Below are 24,252 nucleotides of genomic sequence, written 5' to 3'. Positions count from 1 at the left end.
GTTAAAACCTGCTCAGCCCCCGATTTCGGGCTATTAGCAGAATCTAGCTGCACAGAATGCAGTTAAATTCCAGTTTCGGGCAAACTGAAGCAATGTAAATGCAGAGAATGCAGTTACACGTAAAAAGTACCCAGAGACAAGGAAGCCGGTTCACCGCTGTTAGGCAGATGACCGGCCTCTTCCTCATACAAACTATAGCTATGACTCCTGCTGCTCTGCCTCATCAAAGTAACGGTTCAGCAGCTTAAGGAACACATTCGGAAAGGCATAACTCTCCATATCCTCACGGTTGATCCAGCGCACTGCGCCGCCGTCCTCCGGATGCCCGCTGCCGCCTTCAAACAGCTCCACCGGCGGCTCCGCAGCCCCAGCTGCCGCATAGGACGCCCGCGCTTCTGCCGCCAGCGGCAGCGCAGGAGCGTCCTCTTCCCTGCAGGTGTACACCTGTAGGGTCCACACAATATGGCTGAACGTGTGCTCCGCAGCCGTCCAGTGCCCTTCAGGCCGGGCGAAGATCCCGGCCTGACGCAGGGACCGGCGCAGCCGGTCCAGCGCTGCCGCTTCCGGCAGCAGCGCACCAGCGGCGCCGCCCTCCGCAGGCGGCGCCGGCCAGTGCGGCAGCTCCCACATGCGGGCTAACAGCCCGCTCTGTGGCCGCTGCCGGATCAGCACCCGGCCGGCATGCTCGCCGCTGCCGGTCACCAGGGCCGCCAGCCGCTCCTCGGGGCGCGGCGGCTTGGCCTTGGTCTTGACGGGCAGCGAGGTCTCGCAGCCCGCCAGGCGCGCAGCGCAGTGCTCCATCACCGGGCAGGGCAGGCAGCGCGGTGATTTCGGTGTGCAGACCAGCGCGCCCAGCTCCATCAGCGCCTGATTGAAATACGAAGCTTCTCCCTCCGGGATCAGCTCAGCCGCCAGGCGCTCCATCTTCACGCGGGTCGGTCCCTTGGCAATGTCGTCCTCCAGGAGGAAGTAGCGGGACAAGACCCGCATCACATTGCCGTCTACCGCCGGCTCAGGCCGGTTGAAGGCAATGCTGAGAATAGCTCCGGCTGTATAGGGGCCCACGCCCTTAAGCCCGAATACCGCATCGCGGTCATCCGGGACTTGTCCCCCGTACAGCTCCTTAACCTGCCGCGCTGCATGCTGCAGATTCCGGGCACGCGAATAGTAGCCCAGTCCCTCCCAGCATTTAAGCACTTCTTCTTCAGGCGCATCCGCCAAAGACTCCACCGTCGGGAACCGCTCGATAAACCGGTTGAAATAAGGAATGACGGTGTCTACTCTCGTCTGCTGCAGCATAATTTCCGAGATCCAGATATAATACGGATTGCGGTGGCGCCGCCATGGCAAGTCCCGCTTCTGCCCATGATACCATTCCAGCAGATGCGAGCTGAAAAACAACTTTACGTCCTGCTCCTGCTGCTCCTGTTGTTCATGCGTTGTCATCATTTTTCTCCTTGCTTCTGTATTCTCAGTGTATCTATATTTTCAAACTCAATCTATATAGGCCGTTCTTTAGCACCCTCTATAATCCGCTCCACCACTGCAAACGTGGAAGCCAGCTCGCGGCTGTGGGTAATCGTAAGATGGATCCTGTACTCCTGTTCCTTCATGTCCAGCCTGGACCAGGCTTCTCCCGAGAGCGACACAGACGGCTTGCCTGAGGCGTCCGGCAGAATCTCAATATCCTGGAAGCCCACCTCGCGTCCGATGCCGCAGCCCAGCGCCTTAACAATAGCCTCTTTAGCGGCAAACCGGCCGGCAACGAATTCAGCGAGGTTGCTCTTCCGCCCCTCTGCCAGTACCTGTTCCCCCGGTGTCAGAATGCGCCGGATGAGCCTTGCTCCTGATTCTCTTGTCATTACAGCACTGATCCGCTGGATTTCCGCCACATCATGCCCGATTCCGTAAATCACAATCCCCGCTCCTTATGGACGTTTTGTCCCTAGCCGCCTCAATCTGATATCTATCCTTTACAGCTTTATTAATGGTATGATCTTCATGTATATTCTTGGTATATAGAATAGATTATAGTCTGAGATTCTTTATGCTATCTTAAAAGAAAAAGCCGCCAAAGTCTATCGGCCCGGCTTCTTCCCCGCATCATGACCTTCACCGAGAAATCTTAATTCAATAGAAGAGAGGGGGTTCGCCCGATGAACCGCAATTTCGAATTGCCTGCCGGAGAAGATGCTGTTTTGCGCTGCTCGCATTTCCCTGCCCAGAATAAGGCCAAAAGCCTGATTATCATCGCACACGGCTACAAGGGGTTCAAAGATTGGGGAATGTTTCCCTACGTTGCAGCTTCGCTCAGCCGGGAGCATGAAGTCATCTCCTTTAATTTCTCCCATGCCGGAATCGGCGGGGATCTGCAGAATTTCACCGAGCTGGACAAATTTGCCCGCAACACCTATAACCGTGAAATTAAAGATATGGAAATTCTCCTCTCCTATCTGAGCCAGCATCATAAATTTGGTGCTCTGCCTTTATTCCTGCTGGGACACAGCCGCGGCGGCGGCGACAGTCTGCTGTACGCACTGGATCATCCGGATGAGATTGCCGGAGTAATCTCCTGGAACGGAATCACGAACCTTGATTTGTTCACAGATGAACAAAAATACGAAATGAAAACGCTGGGCCGGAGTCATGTGCTGAATGGCCGCACAGGCCAGCAGATGCCGCTGGATGCTGTACTCATAGAGGATCTGGAGCGCCAAGCCGAACGATACAATATTCTCGAGCGGATGAAGTCAGCCCAGTTTCCGGCCATCCTGATCCAGGGGACAGAAGACAGTGAGCGTCTGCGTCAGGGATCAGAGCAGTTAATTAAGCTCCGCCCTGATATCGAGTGGGTGCAAATCGCTGGAGGCAATCATACCTTCTGCACGGTCCACCCGTTTAACGGATCCACTCCGCAGCTGGAGCAGGCCATTGCTGCTTCGGAGGCTTTTATCCAACATACGCTGGCAGCCCGGAACCTCTCGTTGTAACTCTCTTTAGGAGCCGGCAACAACAAAACCGCCGTAAAGTGAGCTGCTGCACACTTCGGCGGTTTTGGGTCATAAACAAAACTAAATACCCGGGATCACATTGCGCTTATGCGCGCTTCTCCGGTAGTAGCCCTCGAGCTTTTCTGCGGCCTCCGGGCTGATCTGCTTGCCCTCCAGATAGTCGCTGTTATCCTCATAAGTAATACCCAGCTCCGTTTCATCCGTCTGGCCCGGCCAGAGTCCCGCCGTCGGCGCCTTGGTCACGATCTCTTCCGGCACACCCAGATAGGCAGCAAGCTGGCGTACCTGCCGCTTGTTAAGTGAACTCAGCGGGGTAATATCAACGGCACCGTCGCCCCACTTTGTATAGAATCCGGTAATGGCTTCGGAAGCATGATCAGTTCCTACCACCAGCAGATTATTCTCAAAAGCGAGCGCATATTGCATCACCATACGTGTTCTCGCCTTGACGTTGCCCTTGCCCTGATGCGTAATATGACGGTGCTGTCCAAGCGCCTTCAGGCTGTGCTCTACTTCAAGCGCGATCTCGTTAACGGCTTCCTCAATATTGGTCTCTACCTTGTGGGTCAGCCCAAACGCTTCAGCCACCGCATAGCTGTGCTCAATATCCTCCTGTTCACCGTAAGGCTGGAAAACACCGAGTGTAATATATTCTTTGCCTTCCTCGGCCGTCAGCTCATCTGTCGCCCGTTTGCATAAGCCTGCAGCCACTGCGCTGTCTACACCGCCGCTGATTGCAATCAGCAGCCCTTTTGCACCAGCCTGCCGTACATAGGCTTTCAGGAAGTCTACCCGCCGCTCAACCTCTGCTTCTACATTAATAGCGGGCTTTACGCCCAAGGCTGCAATAATCTCTTCTTGCAAGCTCATAACCATCCCCCGTTTCTGGTTTTTGCTACTATGTCGAAAAAAATCCCGCCTGCAGCCGGACTGCCGGCCGCCGCGAGATCATGTAAATTCATTCCTTATTTACTGGCACAGACGATTAAATACTTCTTTCAATTCAGCAGCGATTTCAGCCGCCGAGCGGTCTTCAACACCATGACGCTCAATAAAATGAACGAGCTCCCCGTCCTTCATCAAAGCGATGGAAGGCGAAGAAGGCGGATATGGAGCGAAGTATTCACGTGCTTTGGCCGTGGCTTCCTTCTCCTGGCCCGCGAACACTGTGAACAGGTGATCCGGCAAAATTTCATTCTGCAAAGCTTGGGCTACACCGGGACGGCACTGGCCGGCTGCACAGCCGCAGACAGAATTGACAACAACGAGCGACGTTCCTTTTGCGGTTGGAAGAGTGGCTTCCACCTCTTCTGGAGTCAACAACTCCTGAAACCCGATACTAGTCAGGTCATCACGCATGGGCTGAATCGAATCCCGCATATATTGATTAAATGACATGGACATTCTTTTGCACTCTCCTTTGCCTTATAAAGTGTTTGGTCAGGCTGCATTTCCGCAGCACTTACTAACTTTATTATACATACATACCCTGTGAAAGCAAGGAATGCCGGCTAGTTCCGCTTCTCCGCGGCCTCAGGTTGTCCTGCCGGATTACCGCATTTCTGACAACGGGCATCACCCGCTCCGCCGGCAGCACGGGGCCGCTCTGGATACGCCCTGCTGTAGGTGGTATGATGCCGTTAGCAGAGATAGAAATCCGCACAACCTGGAGCATATAAAGGAGAAGATTCATGAGTAACTATGATGTAATCGTCATTGGAGGCGGCCCCTCCGGGCTGATGGCCAGCGTAGCCGCAGCAGAGCACGGCGCCTCCGTGCTGCTGATTGATAAAGGGGGCAAGCTTGGCCGGAAGCTGGGAATCTCGGGCGGCGGACGCTGCAACGTCACCAACGTTAAGGAAACCGCAGAGCTTATCGCCCATATACCCGGCAACGGCCGGTTTCTGTACAGCGCATTCGATCATTTTAATAACCGTGATATTATCGAGTTTTTTGAGAACCTGGGGATTGCCCTTAAGGAGGAAGACAACGGGCGGATGTTCCCTGTATCCGACAAAGCCTCAAGCGTCGTCTCTGCACTTATTGGCAAGGTCCGAAGTCTCGGCGTGCAGATCATGACCAACAGTCCGGTGCGGGAAGTGCTCTATGCGGAAGGTGCGGTGCAGGGGGTGCGGCTGGAATCAGGACAAGCCTTCGGCGCTGCAGCCGTGATTATTGCCACCGGCGGCAAATCCGTCCCCCAGACCGGTTCCACTGGAGACGGCTATCCGTGGGCCGAGGCAGCGGGACATACGATCACGGAGCTTTTCCCGACAGAAGTGCCCATCGTTTCGCGCGAGAATTGGATCAAGTCAGGCGACCTGCAGGGGCTGTCTTTGCGCGATGTGACACTTTCCGTCTGGAATCCCAAAGGCAAAAAGCTCATCTCCCACCGAGGAGATATGATCTTTACCCATTTCGGGCTGTCCGGTCCGATTGCCCTGCGCTGCAGCCAGTTTCTGCGCCAGGTCCAGCGTAAAACGGGAACCGATGCCGTGGAGTTGTCCATTGATCTGTTTCCCGACCATCAGCCGCAGGAAGTGGAGTCACAGCTGCAGCACAAACTCGGGTTGGAGCCCAAAAAAGCGATCCGCAACTCGCTGAAGGGGCTGCTTCCCGAGCGCCTGATTCCGCTTCTGCTGTCCAAAGCCGGGCTGGACGGGGATCTTACCGGCCATCATCTGCCCAAAAGCGGACTGCAGTCTCTAGCAGCCCTGCTGAAGCGGATGCCGGTTATTGCACACGGCACCCGTTCTCTGGCTGAGGCCTTTGTGACCGGCGGAGGCGTCAACCTGAAGGAAATCGATCCAAAAACCATGGAATCGAAGCTTACCCAAGGCCTCTACTTCTGCGGGGAAGTGCTGGATATCCACGGATACACCGGCGGCTACAACATTACCGCCGCCTTCTCCACAGGCTATACAGCAGGCAAACATGCTGCCGGACATTTGTAGCCGTTAAGCTTGACTGCCTCTTTTATATTTCCCTAAAAAAAGCGTTGCCTGCGCAAGATCGCAGGCAACGCTTTTTTGGATTATGGCTTAATGCTCTGTCAGGCGGATCGTGCTGTATATACGTGAAATGAAGACTCCCAGGCCATAGCCCAAGGGTACAAACAGCAGCAGTCCGAGCCATCCATACAAAGGAATAAACACCACTGCGGAGCACACCACGGTATAGGGAAGGATCAGGATTTTAATTGCCTTTGAGCCGGCTTCAGCCTTTTGTGACTTGGTAAACGGCAGGATGCCGATGTAGTCATCTCCGGCAAAGAGCAGCCAGAAGGAGCTCAGCCAGTAGCACATTAATAAAGTCAACACCACGAGCAGGACCCACTTCAGAAAGGCCGGAGCAATAAATAATGCCCCCATGGATACCCCTGTGAATGCGAAATACAGCTTCAAATGCGCCGGATTGCGTACAAGCGCTTTGATACCGGCCGCCGTGAAGCGGCTTTCGGGCAGCGTCGAGGACAGCAGCGGCTGCGATTTGCGGAAGATCCAGGGTCTGTACCGGGTGGGACGAGGCTTATCAAGCACCCCCCGCAGCAGGAGCCCAGCGATTCTCATCCGCTGCTTATAGTCTTCGCGCACATCGCTGAGAAAGGTCCCGCGTAAGCGAAGGCGGTACCGGACCGCCCAGACAGTCACCGCCGCGTACACGGCTGCGGCAGCGAGCAGCAGCAGCGGGCTGTTCTCCCAGAGGAGGGCCAGCCGGATGTAAATTCCGGAGGGTACAGTGACTGCGGGAATCAGCCACAGCCAGCGGCGGAATCCCTGGCGCTGCACTTTGACGACATGCCCCAGCAGCTTGACGCACCAGCCGGCGGTTATGGTAAGCAGCAGCAGCGATCCGGCTGCTCCCGGGCTTAGGCCGTAGCCGCGGATGATAAAGGGCAGCAGAACGGCAAAGACAGCAGCAATTTTCAGTGTGGTAACAATAAGACTATAGATTATTCCGCGGAGCAGGATACTATTAATCCAGTTCTGCCGCTGTCTGAGGAATAGCAAATCGCCTTCCTGCAGCAGCAGCACCATTCCCCCGGTTACAAGCAGTATGCCAAACAGCAGAGGAATCATCATAAAGGGGAGGAACGAGGTCCAGGCAGGCATGTCCCCTTTCCAGAATCCGTAATAGAAGCGCCCCCCCAGCAGTCCGCCGGGGATGATGATATAGAGCAGCACTGTCCAGTCCGCTGCGGTCCGGATAATCGCGGATTGCTCGCGCCAATGCGAGAACAGCCGCCGCCGGAACAGGCGCGGCCCCGTTGGAAATGCGTAGGCCGATCTGCTTTTCGGAGTATTACTGTTTATTGCTGTATTATCCCGTCCGCTCATGTCAATTCGTCGAAGCAATCAAACAACGACCCCTCCGGCAAATCCGCGATGTCGCGGATCTCCTCCAATGTGCCTGTTGCTGTCATTCTCCCTCCGGATATCAGCACGAAGCTGTCGCAGATTTTCTCAGCGGTATCCAGCACATGTGTAGACATGAGCACGCCTGCACCGCGTTGCCGCTCCGCCTCCAATAGACGAAGGAAATCCTTCGTGGCCCGGGGATCAAGTCCGATAAACGGCTCATCCACGATGTACACATCCGGCTGGACCAGAAACCCGAGCATCAGCATCATCTTTTGCTTCATGCCCTTGGAGAAGCCTGCCGGCAGGTCGTCGCGCACATGGTCCATCCCGAATTGCACCAAAAGCTTCCCTGCGGTTGCCTCGAACTTGTCATAGGGCAGTCCGTACGCGGCAGCTGCCAGATCCAGATGCTCCCAGAGTGTCAGATCCTCATAGAACACAGGCTGTTCCGGCACATAGGCGTAGGACTTGTTCTCTCCGCCAATCGTTACCTTGGCTTTGGCATGCTTGAGCAGACCGAGCAGCGTTTTGATCGTCGTGCTTTTCCCGGCCCCGTTCGGACCAATCAATCCCAGCAGCTCCCCCTGCCGGACCTGGAACGATATGTCTGATACCCGCTTATCCCCCGCTTCATATCCGGCTTCATCAATGAGAACCTCCAGTACGATTCTCCTTTCGTCCTCCACTTCATCTATCTCTTCCATACAGCTTTCCATCTCCTAATGTTGAATACCCATAGTCCCGAATGGAATCCGGGCTTTCTACCATTATACGAACTATGGCTGAGAGACTTCAAACATTACTTGTGTGTCCAGCCCGCCCGCATTGTCCCTCTCCTCGATTCTGCTGCGCAGCATCAGCATTGCCAGACCAAGCAGCGCGGCCAATACACCCGAAAGAATAAATGCAGAAACCGGTCCCGAGGCGGTCACAAGTGCGCCACCGGCTACAGGGCCAAGAATGACCGCTGCGCTGGTCAGGCTGTTGACCGTGCCGAATACCCGCCCCGTGTACGCTTCCGGTGTTCTCCGCTGCAGCATCGCGTAAAACGGAATAAAGACCAGTCCTGCCCCCGCCCCCGCGGCCGTAAACGAACTGAACAGCATGATATTCATCCACACACCTGCTTCTCCGTATGCAGTCACCAGCGCGGCAGCAGTAAATACTGAACCCATAAGGAGCGCACCGGCACTCATAAAGAGCAGCGGCCGCTTGCCCATCCGGCTGGAGACAAGGGCTGAGAGCAGGGTTCCCAAACCGCTCGCCGCCAGGCACCAGCCCAGCAAATCCCCGCTGATTCCGGGAATATTCCGGAAAAGAGTCACCGTCTGGGAATCCGCAATCTGCAGTACCAGCAGTACCGTTACAAGCATGACCACCCCACCCAGCACCACAGGCATTCCGGCAATCAACCGAAGTCCGGCACTCACTTTCCTGCGGAAGGGCTTGCGGCCGTGAGGTTCCTCTGACGTATCTGTCCGTCTGTCCGTCCGGTATTTCCCAATTTGCGGCACCGCCAGCAGGATGACTGCAGAAACCAGATAGGTGGCCGAGTCCAACACATAGCAGGCCGAGATCCCAAAAGCCGCAACAAGCAGACCGCCAAGCGCGGGGCCGATGATTTTGGTAATTTGCTCAATAGATGAGCTGAGGGCAATGGCTTGATCCATTTGTCCCGAAGGTACCAGTTCTTTGAGCTTCCCGCTTTTGGCCGGGGAGAACAGTACATCCAGAATTCCTTTGGCGATCAGCAAAAGGTAGACCTGCCACAACGGACCGGCAAATACGAGGCAGGCTACAATCCCCGCACGCGTAAGATCCGAGCCGATCATGATCGCTTTGCGGTCCATTTTGTCACTTAAATATCCGGCCAGCGGACCGCCGAGCAGCATAGGCACGGCCATGCACAGTGAGATTGCTGTAATCTCCCAAGGTGTAGCCTGCCACTTGAGGCCGACCATCGTCAGCAGCGCAAGCAGATGCAGCCAATCCCCTACATTGGAAATAAGCTGCGCGGACATCAGCAGCATAAACGGCCGGTTTGCCGTCAGCTTTACTGCCTGCACTTCCGTGTTGTCAGATTCCTTCATACTTCCCACCACTCCCCTGCCACAATTCCTTATTTGTAATTTATAGTAAAGGAACCCGCGGCTCCCTACATCAATCCCCGGTTGGAACTATGTGCGGTGCCTGAGACTGAATAATCTTTCAATCTGCAGGCGGATAGCCAAAAAAGCATTCTTTTTTTGCAAAATTTAAGCACCGTCAAAAAATTGTTTGATTTTTAATAATTAAAAGTGTGCTCATTGTGACAAATCACATGTTCTTCATTCCTTGTTTGACGTATTGTAAAGTTATCTTAAGTTTTACTGCACCTACGAAGCGTGCATACGGGCAATGATTCCAAAATGTGCAGGGAAACCCGCACGATTAACGATAACGATAGAGGGTGGAGAAGCATGATACAATCCTATGAACGCGATACTCAATTAACACTGCATTTGTACCGGGTTTTTGCCAAGTCTTTCAAGAGCATCAACGAGCATGCCGTTACCGGAAGCAAGATTGAAGGCTTCAATCCGACAGCCTTCGCTGTGATGGAGGTCCTCTACTATAAGGGACCCCAGCCGATTCAGCAGATCGGTGCCAAGCTGCTGCTGCAGAGCGGCAACGTTACTTACGTGATTGACAAGCTCGAAGAACGCGGATACCTGCAGCGCAAGCCTTGTGCGAATGACCGCCGTGTTATATTCGCTGAGCTGACAGCAGAAGGCGAGCAGTTGATGAGCGAGATGTATCCGAAATATTCAGAACGTCTGCACCTGGCTTTTAGCGGTCTGAATGATGATGAGAAGGAACAAATGATTATTCTGCTGAAGAAGATGGGTCTCCAGGCCGAGAAGCTCTCGCCGCTGCCCCGCAAGTAGGATTGCCAGAACAGATGTTGTGAATATATTCACTATCTTTCAATGGCTTGATTTCATGATACCAAAGAAACGGCTGCACGGTCCCCTGTGGACTGTGCAGCCGTTTCTTTATATGATCCGCCTATAACTCAGGACATCTCCCTATATCTTATAACTTCTCATTACGCAGCAAAGCGTAAAGGCTCACGTCCTGAAAACCTGAAGCGGTATGGCGGTACTCGCGCAGCAAGCCTTCCTGCGAAAAGTTCAGCGCCTGAAACAGCCCGTGCGCCCGGATATTGCCGGGATGGCATAAGGCTTCTATCCGGTTCAGGCCCATCGTGCCGAAGCCGAAGTCCAGCACAAGCTCCAGTGCTTCGCGCATATACCCATGTCCCCAGCAGGATGGAGACAGCTCGCAGCCGATTTCCCCCCGGTAGGCCCCCGGCAGCTGCCATTGGTTATAGCCGCAGCTGCCGATAATCTCGCCATCCGGCAGGGTAATGCTCCAGCGCAGGCTCTCCTCCTCTCTGCCCATCTGCAGCAGGAGGGCGATCAACTGCTCCGTATCCCTCACGGATGCCAGCGGAGGGGTGTCCAGCCAGGGGGCAACAGCAGGATGAGTCCATATCTCAAACAGCGCAGAAGCATGATCCGAAGCAATCGGCTGCAGCTCTATTCTTGTTCCGCTCAGTTTCGGTGCTACCCCATGGCTTAGATACAATACCCTCATCCCCTTTCATATTTATAAGTATACTTCATAAGAGAGGATTTCCTGAATTCTTACCGCACAAAAAAGCGCCTGCACCGGGCAGTGGATCTCCCCTGATGCTGACGCTGTTCATTGCCTGGAAAATAGGCTTCGTTAAAGCTTACCCGCTGCAGAAACCAGATGCACGGGCTCAACCTGAGGCTTTCACCGCTTTGGCCGGTGTGAGCACCTCAGAGCAGAGTACCTGCAGCTTCACCTGAATATCCTTGAATTCCTCAATTCCCGTACCGGTGATACTAAACGCATCGCCATGGGCTGTCAGGAAATTCTCCTGAGTGAGCCGTTCCAGTTCCTGCTTCACCTCGCGTTCCGCTACCCGGTACCCCAGCTCCTCAAGTTCAGGCAGCATCTCCGACAATGTCAAGTCCCTCTCATGTGCAATATAAAGCATATGAATTCCTATGAACAAGTTCTGTACATCGGCGCGCATATTCCACTCCTTCCGGCCAAGAGCCTTCGATATATTAAGCATTACCCTGGGAAGCGTATGGGGAAACACCGCTCCCGCTCCAGTTACGGTATCACTTGTACCTTCTGCAAAAATCCGGTAATGCTTGACGTATCGCGTCTTGCTGTACTATGTTGTTAGTTACAGTTCTGGTTTCATTATTTACTCCATGTACAGGAAGGTGATGCTTCATGTTTCAGGCGATGCCCTATGACGGGACACGCAGCGAGCGCTTTGAAGCAGTGCTGACACAGCTTGCGGCACTGATGGAAGGCGAACCGAATGCTATTGCCAATCTGGCAAATGCCTCGGCATTGCTCAAATTCTCTCTACCGGATACCAACTGGACCGGTTTCTATTTATTTGACGGCAAGGAGCTCGTACTCGGACCTTTTCAAGGACTGCCCGCATGCATTCGCATTCCGCTGGGCCGCGGGGTCTGCGGAACATCGGCTGAGGAACGCCGTACGCTTGTCGTAGACGATGTCCATGCCTTTCCCGGACACATTGCCTGCGATGCCGCATCGAACAGCGAAATCGTCGTTCCCCTCCTGAAAGAGGGCCGGCTGCTTGGCGTACTCGATATAGACAGCCCGCTTAAACACCGCTTTGACGATGAGGAACGGCGCTTTCTGGAACGGTTCGCAGAGATGGTTGCCGAAGTACTGTAGGCACCGTGAACAACAAAAGGCCGTCACGGATGCAGGAATGACCTGCGTCTGTGACGGCCTCTTTGCTCTTGAATTGATCTGTTACCTCATTACTTAACCGGATTAATGTTCCAAATTTCAGTGGCATAGCGGCTGATCGTATTGTCACTGGAGAATTTGCCGGAGTGGCCAATGTTGATGATGGACTTCTTCAGCCATTCCTTCTGGTTACGGTAGGCAAGATCGATTTTGACATGTGTCTCCACATAGCTGGCAAAATCCTTGAGTACAAAGAACTCATCATTATTGTCAACCAGTGATTGGTACAGCGTATCGAATTCCTGGGTATTGCAGCAAATCGGTCCCGGTGTCACCAGCTGGTCCAGCACTTCTTTGACGCGCCCGTCGCCATTATAGATATCACGGGAGTGATATCCCCCAAACTGGTAGTAATCGAGCACCTGCTCCGCCCGCAGACCGAACAGGAACATATTGTTGTCCCCGACCATTTCATGCATTTCCACATTCGCCCCGTCCATGGTACCGATCGTCAGCGCGCCGTTCATCATAAACTTCATGTTGCCTGTACCTGAGGCTTCTTTGCTGGCCGTAGAGATCTGTTCGCTCACATCAGCAGCAGGGATAATCTTCTCTGCCAGGGATACCGAATAATTCTCCAGGAAAAAGATACGGATTTTGCCCTTAATATCCGGATCTTTGTTGACGACATCAGCTACAGTGTTAATCAGCTTGATAATCCGCTTGGCCAGATGATAGCTTGGTGCTGCCTTAGCCCCGAAAATAAAGGTGCGCGGTACCATATCCATGGACGGATTATCCTTAAGCTGATTGTACAAGTGCATAATATGCAGAATGTTCAGCAGCTGGCGCTTGTAGGCATGCAGCCGTTTGACCTGAACATCAAATATTGAATCGGGATCCACCTGGATGCCATGCTTCTTGGTGATGTATTCAGACAGGCGCAGCTTGTTGCGGCGTTTGATCGCAGCCACCTGCTCCTGGAATGATGCATCCTCACAGTATTTGATCAGCCCAATCATCTCCTGAGGCTGATGAATCCAGCGCGTACCGATGGATTCATTGATGAGTCCAGCCAGCTCGGGATTGGCATGCAGCAGCCATCGCCGGTGCGTAATCCCGTTCGTCTTGTTATTGAACCGGTGCGGGTACATTTCATTGAATAACCGCATCTCCCGCTTCTGCAGAATCTCGGTGTGCAGCGCCGCTACTCCATTGACACTGTGGCTCGCTACTATTGCCAGATGGGCCATGCGGACCTGATCATCATGAATGATCGCCATCTGGTTGATCCGGTTCTGGTCACCGGGATATTTGCTCATCAGTTCGCCGCAGAACCGGGCATTGATTTCTTCAATGATCAGGAAGATGCGGGGCAGCAGTTCCTTAACCATCCCCATCGGCCATTTCTCAAGCGCTTCGCTTAGGATGGTATGGTTCGTATAAGACACCATCCGTGTCGTCATGCTCCAGGCCTGATCCCAGCCGATACCGTGCACATCCATCAGAATCCGCATAAGCTCAGGGATAACCAGGGTAGGATGGGTATCGTTGATATGCAGCGCCACTTTATCCGGCAAGGATTCAATCGGAGCCCCGGTCTTGCTGAATGTCCGCAGTATACTTTGCAGACCTGCACTACACAGGAAGTACTGCTGCTTCAGCCGGAGCAGCTTGCCTTCGTACTGCGAATCATCCGGATACAGGAATTCTGAGATGGATTCCACCGAACGTTTGTATTCCAGAAACTTATGATAATCCGAGCCCGTCAGCGATCCGGACATCCGGGAAGCCAGTGTAATCGACTCCGCGCTCCAGTTACGCAGTGTATTCACATGCTTGCGGTCGGCACCAATAATCGGAACATCATAAGGGACCGCGCGTACCGCTTCATAATCCTTGTGGTCAAAGACCAATTCGCCGTTCTCCTCCCGGGTTTCGATGCGCCCCCAGAACCGGACTTCTACCTGCTTGTCTTCCCGGCGTACTTCCCACACATTATCATTCTGCAGCCAATAGTCAGGCAATTCCACCTGGTATCCGTCCACAATCTTCTGCTCGAACAAGCCGTATTTGTAACGGATGCCGCAGCCATGTCCAGCATACTGCAGGGAGGCCAGAGAATCCAGGAAGCAGGCAGCCAAACGGCCAAGCCCGCCATTGCCGAGCCCTGCATCCGATTCTTCCTCCTCTACCTCACGCAGATCGAACCCAAGCTCCGCAAGGCCATCGCGCACAACCTCAAGCACACCCATATTCAGCAGATTATTGCCAAGCAGCCGGCCGATCAGAAACTCCATGGAGAAATAATAGACCTGCTTATCCTGGTTGTTCTTATACTTCTGATTCGTCTCTGCCCAGTTCTTCCCCGCATTCTCACGGATCATATTACCGATGATATTGTACACTTCACCATTCGATGCTTCCTCCAGCGGCTTGCCCAGTTTCCCGATGAGTGTCTCGCGGAACACTTTTTTAAAGGTTTCTTTGTCGTTGAACAACAGCAGGTTCCTCCTGTCAGATGCATAATTTGTATGAAATACTTGGCTCTATTGAAACTCAGGACCAGCCAGACTGCTATAGTGCGCAGTCCAGCTGATCCTGGGTTAAATTTTGCTGCTCTTGGCGATGACAAACGGCCGTTTGCTATCCCCGACGAGAATCCGCTCCTTGCTTAAATGCACATCTTTATCCATGATGACATTCTCGATCACAGCATTCTCCTCAATAATACACTTCTGCATGATGACAGAGTTAATAATCCTCGCACCTTCACGCACCTGCACACCCCGGAAAATCACGCTGTTCTCTACCGTTCCGCCGATAATACAGCCGTTAGCGACCAGGGAATTGCTGACATTCGCGCTGTCAAGATAACGGGTAGGCGCTTCATACTTAATCTTCGTCTGTACCGGATTTTTCTGGAATAGTTCACGATAATTCTCCTGCTTAAGCAGCTCCAGGCTATTCTTGTAATAGCTCTCCAGTGAATTGATTACCGCATGATAACCCTTATATTCATAGCCTGCAATTTTAAAGTTAGCCCGGTTCTTCTGAATCACATCGCGGAAAAAGAAGCTCTCTCCGTGCGCAATACAGTATTCAACCTGCTCCAGGAATACTTTTTTCTCCATGATGAAAATATCCAGGTACACGTTCGGATGATGTTTCTCCTGATGAATCTCGGTAACGAGATTATCGTCATTCAATTCAAGCCGCAGACACGGATCATGCTCCGGCTGAAGCTGGTCGATCGCTTTATAGACAAGGGTGGCATCAGCTCCCTTTTCCAAATGGTACTGGAACACATCCTGCAGATCAACGGTGTTAATATGCTGGCTGCCGGAGAATACAATATATTTGGCTGAAGCCCGCTTGAAGAAATCCAGGTTGTTATGGTAATGCTGCAGATCTCCGATCGATGTATCCGTCGGATCATTCCAGTCTGGCGGAAGAATGAACAACCCCCCGTGCTTGCGGTTCATATCCCAGGACTTGCCGTCACCCAGATGATCCATGAGCGAACGGTATTTGCGGCGGACAAACAGCCCGACACTCTCCAGTTCCGCCCGCATCATATTGGACAGGACAAAGTCGATCAGCCGGTAACGGCTGGCAAAAGGTACGGCCGCACCGCAGCGGAAATAAGTTAACTCATTCAATTTGTCCAGTTCATGGTCAAGATTAATTACGCCCAAAAGCTCTTTCATCGCGGGTCACCGTCCTTTATGGTTATATGGTTTTGGCTGCGACTGATTTCCGTTTCTTGCTGCGATTATCGATCAGCAGAATCTCATCCTCATTCTCCCGTTCGATTCCGATCTCCATATAATCCTCGATGACTGTATTTTCACTAATGATGGCTTTATGAATTCTTACATTCTTGCCGATCTTCACCTTGGGCATAATGACGGAATCGGTAATGACACTGCCTTCGCCCACTTCCACCCCGTAAAACAACACCGAATGCTTAACCTCTCCATGCACAATGCAGCCTTCATTAATGATGCAGCTCGACACCTTCGCCTCAGGCGCCACATACTGCGCGGCCTGATTCGGATTACGGGTGAAGATCCGCCAGTTCGGATCATTCAGGTTCAGCGGCGGATGGTCACTCAGCAGGTCCATATTAGCTTCCCACAGGCTGCTGACGGTACCAACGTCTCTCCAATAGCCTACATATGGATAAGCGTACAGGGAGTTGCCGTCCTCCAGCATCAAAGGAATGATATCTTTGCCGAAGTCATGGGAGGAGTTTGCCTTCTCACCGTCCTCCAGCAAATGCTTGCGCAGAACATCCCATTTAAAAATATATACACCCATGGAAGCCAGTGTGCTCTTCGGCTTAGCGGGCTTTTCATCAAATTCATAAATTTTAAGGTCTTCATCCGTATTAAGGATCCCGAAGCGGCTTGCTTCCTCCAGGGAAACGTCAATGACCGAGATGGTGCAGTCGGCATTTCTTGATTTGTGGTATTGCAGCATTGCGTTATAGTCCATTTTGTAAATATGATCTCCGGACAGGATCAGTACATGCTCCGGATCAAACTGGTCCACAAATTTGAGATTGCGGTAAATGGCATCAGCCGTTCCCCGGTACCAGCTGCTTCCGTTCTCCCGTTCATGCGGCGGCAGCACGAATACACCGCCATCTTTACGGTTTAGATCCCAGTCGCTGCCTACCCCGATGTAGGAGTGGAGAACCAGCGGCTCGTATTGCGTCAGCACACCAACCGTATCAATACCCGAGTTAGAGCAATTGCTGAGCGGGAAATCGATAATCCGATAGGTTCCTCCAAAATATACAGCGGGTTTGGCGAGAGATTTTGTTAATCCCTTCAACCTTTTCCCTTGGCCTCCCGCCAATAGCATGGCTACCATTTCTTTTTTCTTCATGGAAGAGCCTCCTTGACATATGGGTATTGAAGCATGTAAATAAATGGGTTGAATAAATCATATGTTGCAGATCAGACTCAAACGCGGAATTCCAGAAAGAAGTGTATCAGAAAGAAGTCAAAAGAAAGAAATGTGTTTGATAGGAAATTTGATAAGATTAACAAACGGGGGAAAACAAATGGAATCGGAACAAGTTGCCGGACTGGTTAAAAAGTCTTAAACAATCCGGGTAGTATCCCTATTGTAAATTGTTCTAGGCCCGCCGTCAAAACCCTTTATTACAAGCACAAAAAGTTAAAATTCCAACTATTTCCCCTAAAAATGACATTCCTATTCTGTATATATAGATTAACCATAATGATTAACCATGAACGATCTTTTCTAATCTCCGGCCATAAAGAATTCACATTCAGCAAACATTCAATCTGGTGTGTCATAATATAGCTATCTGTTACTGTAAATGGAGGTCCTTATGATGAAAGCTGCCCAAGGTGTACGACTCTTGCTCGTTGATGACGAGCCTCATATACTCCAGTTCCTGGAACTGGGATTAATCAACGAAGGCTTTGAAGTAAAAACTGCCCCCGACGGGGCGAGCGCAATCGCCATTGCTGCCGATTTCAAGCCTCATGTGGCAATCCTGGATGTGATGATGCCGGGCATGGACGGATTCGAGGTCTGCCGCTACCTCCGGTCAGAAGAAACCGAAATTGCCGTAATTATGCTCACGGCCAAAGACGAAGTCGATGACCGCGTCAAAGGCCTGTCCATCGGCGCCGACGATTACATGGTTAAGCCATTCAGCTTCGATGAGCTGCTGGCCCGGATACAGGCCCGGCTGCGGAATCAGTTTCCCGGACTGCTCGGGGAAGTCCGCTGCGGCCCGTTCCGGATTGACGGCAGACGCAAAGAAATCCGCCACAGGGACGAGGTCCTGGAGCTTTCCCCTACCGAATATGAGCTGCTGCAATATCTGGTCATCAACCACGGTCTCGTGCTGAGCAAACCGATGATTCTGGACAAGATATGGGGCTATGATTTCGGTGGGGAAGAAAATATCGTCGAGGTCTATATCCGTTCCCTCCGTGAGAAGCTCGGCGATAAGGAGCACCGGATTATCCGCACGCTGCGCGGTGCAGGGTACCGGGTGGACCTGTTATGATTGCCCGCCTGTCTGGCCTGTTCCGCAGACATTCCGCACCTCGCTCCCTGCGTAAGCAGCTGCTTGCCACTTCACTGCTTATTTTATCCGTGCTTCTCCTGCTCATCGGAGTACTGCAATATGTGCTGATGCGCAATTTCATCTACAGCAACAGGGCTGAATCTATGGAGACCCAGCTGCATTCCGTGCCGCGTGATTTTTTTTATATGCTATATTCCCGGAATGCGGGAATATATCCTGACAATCTGAACAACGCAGGACCGCAGAATAGTCCGCCAAGCGCTGACACCACCGCCTCTGGCAGTACATCCAGCAGCCAAGGCTCACCTATGCCGGGAGAGAACGGGGGAGGCAACATCGGCGGACTGCCGGGCGAAAATCCGGGAAATCAGCGGACGGGAGAGAACAGACGCCCGCTGCTGCTTGACGCTCATACCACAATCGCTGTATACAGCTCAGACGGCACGTTTAAGGATCTGCAGCAGGACACCCTGTCCGAGTCTGCTGCCCCGCGGCTGAGCAATGAGGAATACGATGAGCTGCTGGACCACACAACGGGTAAGGCCAAGGGAAAATACAAGCTGATTACCTCCACGGACGGAAGCCAGCATCTGGCAGTCTTCATGGATCTGGGAAGACCCGGCGGAAACAGAATCCTGCTGCAGATGAGTGTGGAGACGGGACCGCTGAAGGATGTAATCCTGCAGCAGCTGCTTATTTTTGCCGCCTTGTCGGTAGTGGCTTTGCTCGCCGGCTTATTCCTGTATCTGCCTGCGCTGCGCAAAACATTAGTGCCTTTATCCAATATGGGCGAGGCGGCGCAGCGGATCGATGCCGGTAATCTGGACGTCCGCTTTCCCGTGGATCAGGGACAAATGGAGATCGACAAGCTTTCCCAATCCTTCAACGGGATGCTCGAGCGGCTGGAAATCTCCTTTCATAATGAGCGTGAAGCCAAAGAACAGATGCGGCGGTTTGCCGCAGATGCCTCCCACGAGCTGCGGACGCCGCTCACCTCGATTCACGGCTTCCTGGAGGTGCTGCTGCGCGGAGCTGCCGATAACAGGGAGCAGCTCTACAATGCGCTGACGAGCATGCACGGCGAATCGAAGCGGATCAACAAGCTGGTTGAGGATCTCCTGCTGCTGGCCCGAATGGATGGAGCTCCCCAGCTCAGGGTCAGACAGCTGCCGCTGGACGAAGTCATCGATGAAATGAAGCCGCAGCTGCTGGTGCTTGCCGGTGACCGTAAGGTTACCTTTGATATTTCACCCGGGATTAACGGAAAGGTTGACTCCGACAAAATCAAACAAGTCATTCTTAATCTATTCCATAATGCCGTACAACATACGGATACCGAAAAAGGCAGAATCCATATTTCGCTGCACGCCCGGAATTCGGAAGCGAAGCTTACCGTTCGGGATAACGGAAGCGGCATCTCGGCTGAGCATATCCCCCATGTTTTTGAACGGTTCTACCGCAGCGATTCGTCGCGCACGCGGAAATACGGCGGATCCGGCCTCGGCTTGTCGATTACCCAATCGATTGTCGAGGCGCATGACGGAACAATCAGCGTCGAGAGTACACCGGGTGAAGGCACAAGCTTCAATATTACCTTACCGTGTCTATTGGATTAGTAGCTAATAAGCTGTAATCAACGTTATAATAGTAAGCAGGAAGCTATGCTCACAAAACTTAAGCATATGCTTTAGGAGCGAGTTTTGTACGAAGATTAGTAGGGAAGCTATGCTCACAAAACTTAAGCATATGCTTTCGGAGTGAGTTTTGTACGAAGATTAGTCAGGAAGCTATGCTCACAAAACTTTTAGGAGGTCGCAATCCATGTATGAAATTGCAATTATCGGAGCCGGTCCTGCCGGTGCAAGTGCCGCCCTGTTTGCCGCCAAAGCGGGCAAAAAAAACGCTCTTGATCGATAACGACAAGGGCATGACCCGCAGAGGCTGGTATGAGAACTTCTACGGAATCGCTGAAATCGGCGGCCCGGACCTCGTAGAAACCGGACATAAGCAGGCCGTTAAATTCGGAGCGGAGCTTGTGAACGATCAGGCCGTGAATCTTACTGCGGGCAGCGAAGGTATAGTTATTGAGAGCGAAAGCGGCGCAACCTATGAAGCGAAGCATGTGATCCTGGCTACAGGCGTACTGACGGATCTCGCTGCTAAGGCGGGCGTGGAGACCAAAGACGGTACAGAGCCGAGAATCAAAACTGTGGTTGCGGTGAATGCGGAAGGCAAAACCAATATTGATGGCATTTGGGCAGCGGGAACCGTGGCCGGAGTCAGTGTACATGCAATTATCACTGCCGGTGATGGCGCGAAGGTGGCCATTAACATTATCAGTGAGCTGAACGGCGCCCGATATGTGGACCACGATTTACTGAAGGCATAATTCATTACGTTTGCTGCTGTTTGCGCAGTAAGAGGCTGTCCCATAAGTAGATTTTTTCGAGTAGAGACAGACCCTTTTCATTATTCAAAACCGAAAAACGTCAACAATGTAGCGATTCTCCTGTTATTGGAGGATCGCTGCTCTGCGTTTTTGGTCGTTTGCAGCTTGCTTCAGTAGATTGTGGGCAAGGGAAAGCCATCCGACTTCAAGCGTCACTTTTTCCATGCCGCGAAGCAGAAACCGCCGGAAACCCCGGTTGTTCTTTAGTTGTCCAAATACACTTTCTGGTTCTGTCATTCGACGTACGGCCAAAGTGAAGCCTTCCTCGCTTTGCAAAATTGCCCGAGCTTGTTTCTGGTACCGCAGTCGTTCCAGACTGACAACCACTTCCCGATTTCCTTCGGCTTTCGTACATCTTTCCTTCAGTGGACAGCCCACGCAGCTCTGGCTACGGTAATGACGTTTTCGGATTTCATATCCACTCTCTAACGTTTCCTTGCTTTCTTTGCGAAAATGCAGCGTTTGTCCGGCGGGGCATGTCCATGTATCCACGGCTTCGTCGTACGTCCAGTTCTCAATCTTTCCGATATTCTCTTTCCACGCTTTGCTCTTTTCTTTGTGGTAGCTGCCGTATTTGACCACGGCCTTCACGTGTTCGTTTTCCAAATAGGCATAATTTTCTTCACTGCCGTAGCCGGCATCCGCGATCACCGCCCTCGGAAGTCTCCCTAGGATCTGCCGCACCTTTTCTAAGTGCGGCTGTAAACAACGCGTATCCGTCGGTCTTTGGTGTAGACTGTACGCCAAAATAAACTGGTTTTCGGTGCCGATCTGTACATTGTAGCCGGGTTTGAGTTGACCGTTTCGCATGTGATCTTCCTTCATCCGCATGAAGGTGGCATCCGGGTCCGTCTTACTAAAGCTGTTTCGGTCCCCGAGCAGGTTTTGGTATTGCTCATATTTCAGCAGTCTCGGAAACAGATCCTTACGGAGCCTCCGAACCGCTTTTTTCAATGGCTTGTTCTTGGGCTTCTTCAGCAGTTGCGACTCTAACGACTGGGTCATTTGTTCAAGTTTCTCACTGTCGATCTCGGCGGACTCGCCAAGTTCGCTCAGATCCTGGCCGCGGTGTTCCTGTTCTTCTTGTTTCTCTGCAGCCTCAATGTCGGCAAACAATGCATGTACCTTTTCTTGCAGCTTGGCTTTATGCTTACTAACGGCTTTACCCCACACGAAGGTATAGCGATTCGCATTTGCCTCTATTTTTGTGCCATCTACAAAATAATGCTCGAAGGAGATGTATTTCTCGTCCGCCAGAAACTGAAGCACGGCGGTAAATACCATTTCTAGGACGTCCTTCATCCGCTGAGAACGAAAGCGGTTGAGCGTGCGGAAATCCGGGCGTTGTCGTCCCGCTAGCCACATGAAGGGAATGTTTTCTCGGACCGCTTTGGCGATTTGCCGGGAGGAATAAATGCGCTGCGTATACGCATAGATAATGACTTTGGTGAGCATTTTAGGGTGGTAGCTGTCACGGCCGCCACCGGGATAGGCAGCGTCAAAGATGGTGTCGTCTAGCCGATTGACGGCTGCGTTAACGACACGAACGAGGTGGTTTTCGGGAATATCTTCTTCCAGATCCATTGGCAAGCAAAGTTGGTCCATGGTATATTGAATGTACAAAAGAAACCTCTCCTTTGAAATGGTTGTGTGGTAACTCCATTTTACCAAAGGATGGTTTCTTTTTTGTGCGATTTTTAAAGATTGTAGATCCATTTCCCGCTTAAACAGCGGAGAGGACGGAACGATTGTGGAAAAGCGGCAGCGGTCGCCTTGGTCTCCGGATTTTCACCGCTAAGGGGAATGAAAAAAATCTGGAGAGCACAGCGATTGGAACAACGGTCCGTTCGCGGAGCGTCCACCCAAGTGCTCACGTTGATCCTACTTAAAAAAACAGGGGCTATCCCAAGCAGCCATTTCATGGCTTTTGGGACAGCCCCTTTGGGTACCCTGAGGGAGGATTATTCCGCATGCGGTTGGACTGGAAGCCTAAGCGAACAACAAATGAACCGCTAGATTTGATCTCTAATTGCACTTTATACAGTTATTTCTCCTCTTTATAAGGCTGTAGAAGAAATAGCTGCACTTCGTACAGTTACATTTGGGAAAATGGACTAAAGAGCGCAATTCTTAAGAATTAATTGTACAGAGTGCAGTTATAGCTCAATTCTCCTAAAATCACCATTAATAACTGCAAGAAATACAGTTACACAAACCGGAAGTTTTGTTGGGATACGTCGGCATCCGATACTCAGCACCTGACAACGAATTATCGTACCCATACCATGTAACTGGATCCCGGGACAAAAAGGCTATTCCAAATGAGCTTGGCGCAAGCCAGCCATTCAGAATAGCCTTTTGGGTTATGCCTTGCTTGTCCAGTAGTCTTTACCATCATGCAGATCCTGCCGCTTCCGGCTGAACTCTGGCTCCACCGCAGCGGATCTGCTCCGGTATTGTCTATGCTGCTGAGCAGCTAATACAGATACGGCAGCAGCTGCAGATACATTTCTTCTGATCCTCATGCCGGGCAGCTCCCCTCCGCAGTTATTTGTTAAGCTGGGCTACCTGGGGCTCCTGCACGGTCTTCTGCACCCTGCCTCCATAAAACTCCTGCACAATGTATAGCGGGCGGCCTTTGGTCTCATCATAGATCCGGCCGACATATTCGCCCAGAATGCCCAGCATGATCAGGACGAACCCGTTAAAGGTTAAGGTAATGCCGATCATGGACGCCCAGCCCTTAACGGCCGCGTCCGTAAAGAGCGCCAGGTAGAGCACATACATAAGGTATAGAAAACCTCCGGCTGACAGCAGACCTCCCAGGTAACCCGCAAGCTTCAGCGGTTTGTATGAGAAAGAGGTGATGCCGTCCAGGGACAGCTTAATCATGCGCTTAAGCGGGTATTTGGTCTCTCCGGCCAGCCGTTCGTCGCGCTCATATTCGATCGCTTTCTGGCGGAACCCTACCCAGCTGACCAGGCCGCGTACAAACCGGTTTTTCTCCGGCAGGCGTTTGAGCTCATCACAGACCTTGCGGTCAATAAGCCGGAAATCACCGGTATCGACCGGAATGGAAATGTCAGTAGAATACCGGAGTATCCGGTAGAAGACGCTGGCCGTCCATTTTTTGAACAGTGATTCTCCATTGCGTTTGATGCGTTTGGCGTATACGACCTCGTAACCCTTTTTCCATTCCTCAATCATCTTCAGGATCAGCTCGGGCGGATCTTGCAGGTCGGCATCGATTATGATCACCGCATCGCCCAGGGAATAATCCATGCCGGCCGTAATCGCGATTTGATGCCCGAAATTGCGGGACAGATCGATTAGCTTCACGCTCTCATCCCAGTAGCTGTATTCCTCAATCATTTGTGCACAGTTGTCTGTGCTGCCGTCATTAACAAAGAGTAATTCATAGGATTCTCCTATCGTTCCCATCACTTTCTTGATCCGCCGGTAGGTCTCCTGAATCACTGCCTCCTCGTTAAACATCGGTATTATTACGGAATAGCGCACGTTGGTACTCATGAGCAG

Annotated in this window: 22 protein-coding genes and 1 pseudogene; 7 read left to right on the top strand and 16 right to left on the bottom strand. The window is 52.2% G+C overall.

Translation table 11 applies throughout. The features are described from left to right. Nucleotides 1-198 precede the first annotated feature (198 nt). Together mutY and acpS are read right to left on the bottom strand one after the other, a co-directional pair. On the bottom strand, nucleotides 199-1,446 hold the full coding sequence (mutY, locus tag JRJ22_RS02320; protein WP_206104946.1) for an A/G-specific adenine glycosylase: 1,248 nt from the start codon (nucleotides 1,444-1,446) through the stop codon (nucleotides 199-201). A 53-nt stretch (nucleotides 1,447-1,499) separates the two neighbouring features. Beyond that, nucleotides 1,500-1,916, bottom strand: a complete 417-nt coding sequence (gene acpS, locus JRJ22_RS02315; RefSeq protein ID WP_206103022.1) for a holo-ACP synthase — start codon at nucleotides 1,914-1,916, stop codon at nucleotides 1,500-1,502. Nucleotides 1,917-2,156: 240 nt separating this feature from the next. Between acpS and JRJ22_RS02310 the strand changes: the two genes are divergently transcribed. Continuing rightward, nucleotides 2,157-2,990: an alpha/beta hydrolase family protein gene (locus JRJ22_RS02310; RefSeq protein WP_206103021.1), complete on the top strand. Its 834-nt coding sequence runs from the start codon at nucleotides 2,157-2,159 to the stop codon at nucleotides 2,988-2,990. Between the two features lie 81 nt (nucleotides 2,991-3,071). Here JRJ22_RS02310 and nadE read toward each other — a convergent pair whose 3' ends face one another. The 3 genes from nadE to JRJ22_RS02295 all read right to left on the bottom strand — a co-directional run bounded on the left by nadE (nucleotide 3,072) and on the right by JRJ22_RS02295 (nucleotide 4,704). After that, entirely contained in the window at nucleotides 3,072-3,881 is an 810-nt protein-coding gene (nadE, locus tag JRJ22_RS02305) for an NAD(+) synthase (RefSeq protein WP_206103019.1), read from the bottom strand. 99 nt (nucleotides 3,882-3,980) lie between these two features. Further along, nucleotides 3,981-4,415, bottom strand: coding sequence for a BrxA/BrxB family bacilliredoxin (locus JRJ22_RS02300; RefSeq protein WP_206103017.1), 435 nt, complete (start codon nucleotides 4,413-4,415; stop codon nucleotides 3,981-3,983). Between the two features lie 70 nt (nucleotides 4,416-4,485). After that, nucleotides 4,486-4,704 (bottom strand): hypothetical protein, encoded by a 219-nt coding sequence (locus JRJ22_RS02295; protein ID WP_206103016.1) that lies wholly within the window; start codon nucleotides 4,702-4,704, stop codon nucleotides 4,486-4,488. Here JRJ22_RS02295 and JRJ22_RS02290 point away from each other — a divergent pair. Continuing rightward, complete coding sequence (locus JRJ22_RS02290; RefSeq protein WP_206103015.1) at nucleotides 4,703-5,965, top strand: BaiN/RdsA family NAD(P)/FAD-dependent oxidoreductase; 1,263 nt, start codon at nucleotides 4,703-4,705, stop codon at nucleotides 5,963-5,965. The genes JRJ22_RS02295 and JRJ22_RS02290 overlap by 2 nt on opposite strands. A gap of 87 nt (nucleotides 5,966-6,052) precedes the next feature. Here the strand turns inward: JRJ22_RS02290 and JRJ22_RS02285 are convergent, their stop codons facing one another. From JRJ22_RS02285 to JRJ22_RS02275, 3 genes are all read right to left on the bottom strand, one after another. After that, a complete protein-coding gene (locus tag JRJ22_RS02285) occupies nucleotides 6,053-7,366 on the bottom strand; it encodes an ABC transporter permease (RefSeq protein ID WP_206103013.1) in 1,314 nt (437 codons plus the stop codon). Beyond that, a complete protein-coding gene (locus JRJ22_RS02280; RefSeq protein ID WP_232381005.1) occupies nucleotides 7,345-8,076 on the bottom strand; it encodes an ABC transporter ATP-binding protein in 732 nt (243 codons plus the stop codon). Before JRJ22_RS02280 ends, JRJ22_RS02285 begins: the two co-directional genes overlap by 22 nt. Before the next feature lie 72 nt (nucleotides 8,077-8,148). Beyond that, nucleotides 8,149-9,462, bottom strand: coding sequence for an MFS transporter (locus tag JRJ22_RS02275; RefSeq protein WP_206103011.1), 1,314 nt, complete (start codon nucleotides 9,460-9,462; stop codon nucleotides 8,149-8,151). A 369-nt stretch (nucleotides 9,463-9,831) separates the two neighbouring features. On the opposite strand from JRJ22_RS02275, the gene JRJ22_RS02270 reads away from it, so the two are divergent. Then, a complete protein-coding gene (locus tag JRJ22_RS02270) occupies nucleotides 9,832-10,299 on the top strand; it encodes a MarR family winged helix-turn-helix transcriptional regulator (RefSeq protein ID WP_054943051.1) in 468 nt (155 codons plus the stop codon). A gap of 148 nt (nucleotides 10,300-10,447) precedes the next feature. Here JRJ22_RS02270 and JRJ22_RS02265 read toward each other — a convergent pair whose 3' ends face one another. Both JRJ22_RS02265 and JRJ22_RS02260 read right to left on the bottom strand, forming a co-directional pair. Further along, the gene (locus JRJ22_RS02265) at nucleotides 10,448-11,002 is read right to left on the bottom strand and encodes a GNAT family N-acetyltransferase (protein WP_206103009.1); all 555 of its coding nucleotides are present in this window, start codon (nucleotides 11,000-11,002) and stop codon (nucleotides 10,448-10,450) included. Nucleotides 11,003-11,180: 178 nt separating this feature from the next. Then, nucleotides 11,181-11,480, bottom strand: coding sequence for a hypothetical protein (locus JRJ22_RS02260; RefSeq protein ID WP_206104944.1), 300 nt, complete (start codon nucleotides 11,478-11,480; stop codon nucleotides 11,181-11,183). Between the two features lie 209 nt (nucleotides 11,481-11,689). Between JRJ22_RS02260 and JRJ22_RS02255 the strand changes: the two genes are divergently transcribed. Continuing rightward, the gene (locus tag JRJ22_RS02255; protein ID WP_206103007.1) at nucleotides 11,690-12,169 is read left to right on the top strand and encodes a GAF domain-containing protein; all 480 of its coding nucleotides are present in this window, start codon (nucleotides 11,690-11,692) and stop codon (nucleotides 12,167-12,169) included. 89 nt (nucleotides 12,170-12,258) lie between these two features. Here the strand turns inward: JRJ22_RS02255 and JRJ22_RS02250 are convergent, their stop codons facing one another. The 3 genes from JRJ22_RS02250 to JRJ22_RS02240 all read right to left on the bottom strand — a co-directional run bounded on the left by JRJ22_RS02250 (nucleotide 12,259) and on the right by JRJ22_RS02240 (nucleotide 17,083). Beyond that, the gene (locus tag JRJ22_RS02250) at nucleotides 12,259-14,688 is read right to left on the bottom strand and encodes a glycogen/starch/alpha-glucan phosphorylase (protein WP_206103006.1); all 2,430 of its coding nucleotides are present in this window, start codon (nucleotides 14,686-14,688) and stop codon (nucleotides 12,259-12,261) included. 105 nt (nucleotides 14,689-14,793) lie between these two features. Continuing rightward, entirely contained in the window at nucleotides 14,794-15,897 is a 1,104-nt protein-coding gene (glgD, locus tag JRJ22_RS02245) for a glucose-1-phosphate adenylyltransferase subunit GlgD (RefSeq protein WP_206103005.1), read from the bottom strand. Between the two features lie 22 nt (nucleotides 15,898-15,919). Further along, the gene (locus JRJ22_RS02240) at nucleotides 15,920-17,083 is read right to left on the bottom strand and encodes a glucose-1-phosphate adenylyltransferase (RefSeq protein WP_206103003.1); all 1,164 of its coding nucleotides are present in this window, start codon (nucleotides 17,081-17,083) and stop codon (nucleotides 15,920-15,922) included. Nucleotides 17,084-17,558: 475 nt separating this feature from the next. Here JRJ22_RS02240 and JRJ22_RS02235 point away from each other — a divergent pair, with 475 nt between their 5' ends. The 3 genes and pseudogenes from JRJ22_RS02235 (at nucleotide 17,559) to JRJ22_RS02225 (ending at nucleotide 20,655) form a co-directional block, all read left to right on the top strand. Further along, the gene (locus tag JRJ22_RS02235; protein ID WP_206104943.1) at nucleotides 17,559-18,245 is read left to right on the top strand and encodes a response regulator transcription factor; all 687 of its coding nucleotides are present in this window, start codon (nucleotides 17,559-17,561) and stop codon (nucleotides 18,243-18,245) included. Continuing rightward, nucleotides 18,242-19,882: a sensor histidine kinase gene (locus tag JRJ22_RS02230; protein WP_206103001.1), complete on the top strand. Its 1,641-nt coding sequence runs from the start codon at nucleotides 18,242-18,244 to the stop codon at nucleotides 19,880-19,882. The genes JRJ22_RS02235 and JRJ22_RS02230 overlap by 4 nt, the downstream gene beginning before the upstream one ends. Nucleotides 19,883-20,087: 205 nt before the next feature. After that, a pseudogene (locus tag JRJ22_RS02225) lies at nucleotides 20,088-20,655 on the top strand (FAD-dependent oxidoreductase). Nucleotides 20,656-20,778: 123 nt separating this feature from the next. On the opposite strand, the gene JRJ22_RS02220 reads toward JRJ22_RS02225, so the two are convergent. From JRJ22_RS02220 to JRJ22_RS02210, 3 genes are all read right to left on the bottom strand, one after another. Beyond that, a complete protein-coding gene (locus tag JRJ22_RS02220) occupies nucleotides 20,779-22,338 on the bottom strand; it encodes an IS1182 family transposase (RefSeq protein WP_206102999.1) in 1,560 nt (519 codons plus the stop codon). A gap of 740 nt (nucleotides 22,339-23,078) precedes the next feature. Further along, nucleotides 23,079-23,240: a hypothetical protein gene (locus tag JRJ22_RS02215; protein ID WP_206102997.1), complete on the bottom strand. Its 162-nt coding sequence runs from the start codon at nucleotides 23,238-23,240 to the stop codon at nucleotides 23,079-23,081. 22 nt (nucleotides 23,241-23,262) lie between these two features. Continuing rightward, nucleotides 23,263-24,246, bottom strand: coding sequence for a glycosyltransferase family 2 protein (locus JRJ22_RS02210; protein WP_206102996.1), 984 nt, complete (start codon nucleotides 24,244-24,246; stop codon nucleotides 23,263-23,265). Nucleotides 24,247-24,252: the final 6 nt, after the last annotated feature.

The organism is Paenibacillus tianjinensis (assembly GCF_017086365.1).
GTDB classification, from domain to species: domain Bacteria; phylum Bacillota; class Bacilli; order Paenibacillales; family Paenibacillaceae; genus Paenibacillus_AQ; species Paenibacillus_AQ tianjinensis.
This window is presented reverse-complemented; position numbering and strand designations above follow the sequence as displayed.

Coding starts and splice junctions, on each gene's coding strand:
- JRJ22_RS02275 (WP_206103011.1), bottom strand. CDS start 9,462: ATGAAGGAATCTGACAACACGGAAGTGCAGGCAGTAAAGCTGACGGCA.
- JRJ22_RS02215 (WP_206102997.1), bottom strand. CDS start 23,240: ATGAGGATCAGAAGAAATGTATCTGCAGCTGCTGCCGTATCTGTATTA.
- JRJ22_RS02310 (WP_206103021.1), top strand. CDS start 2,157: ATGAACCGCAATTTCGAATTGCCTGCCGGAGAAGATGCTGTTTTGCGC.
- JRJ22_RS02295 (WP_206103016.1), bottom strand. CDS start 4,704: ATGAATCTTCTCCTTTATATGCTCCAGGTTGTGCGGATTTCTATCTCT.
- JRJ22_RS02300 (WP_206103017.1), bottom strand. CDS start 4,415: ATGTCCATGTCATTTAATCAATATATGCGGGATTCGATTCAGCCCATG.
- JRJ22_RS02260 (WP_206104944.1), bottom strand. CDS start 11,480: ATGCGCGCCGATGTACAGAACTTGTTCATAGGAATTCATATGCTTTAT.
- JRJ22_RS02240 (WP_206103003.1), bottom strand. CDS start 17,083: ATGAAGAAAAAAGAAATGGTAGCCATGCTATTGGCGGGAGGCCAAGGG.
- JRJ22_RS02290 (WP_206103015.1), top strand. CDS start 4,703: ATGAGTAACTATGATGTAATCGTCATTGGAGGCGGCCCCTCCGGGCTG.
- glgD (WP_206103005.1), bottom strand. CDS start 15,897: ATGAAAGAGCTTTTGGGCGTAATTAATCTTGACCATGAACTGGACAAA.
- JRJ22_RS02280 (WP_232381005.1), bottom strand. CDS start 8,076: ATGGAAGAGATAGATGAAGTGGAGGACGAAAGGAGAATCGTACTGGAG.
- JRJ22_RS02270 (WP_054943051.1), top strand. CDS start 9,832: ATGATACAATCCTATGAACGCGATACTCAATTAACACTGCATTTGTAC.
- nadE (WP_206103019.1), bottom strand. CDS start 3,881: ATGAGCTTGCAAGAAGAGATTATTGCAGCCTTGGGCGTAAAGCCCGCT.
- mutY (WP_206104946.1), bottom strand. CDS start 1,446: ATGACAACGCATGAACAACAGGAGCAGCAGGAGCAGGACGTAAAGTTG.
- JRJ22_RS02230 (WP_206103001.1), top strand. CDS start 18,242: ATGATTGCCCGCCTGTCTGGCCTGTTCCGCAGACATTCCGCACCTCGC.
- JRJ22_RS02210 (WP_206102996.1), bottom strand. CDS start 24,246: ATGAGTACCAACGTGCGCTATTCCGTAATAATACCGATGTTTAACGAG.
- JRJ22_RS02235 (WP_206104943.1), top strand. CDS start 17,559: ATGAAAGCTGCCCAAGGTGTACGACTCTTGCTCGTTGATGACGAGCCT.
- JRJ22_RS02255 (WP_206103007.1), top strand. CDS start 11,690: ATGTTTCAGGCGATGCCCTATGACGGGACACGCAGCGAGCGCTTTGAA.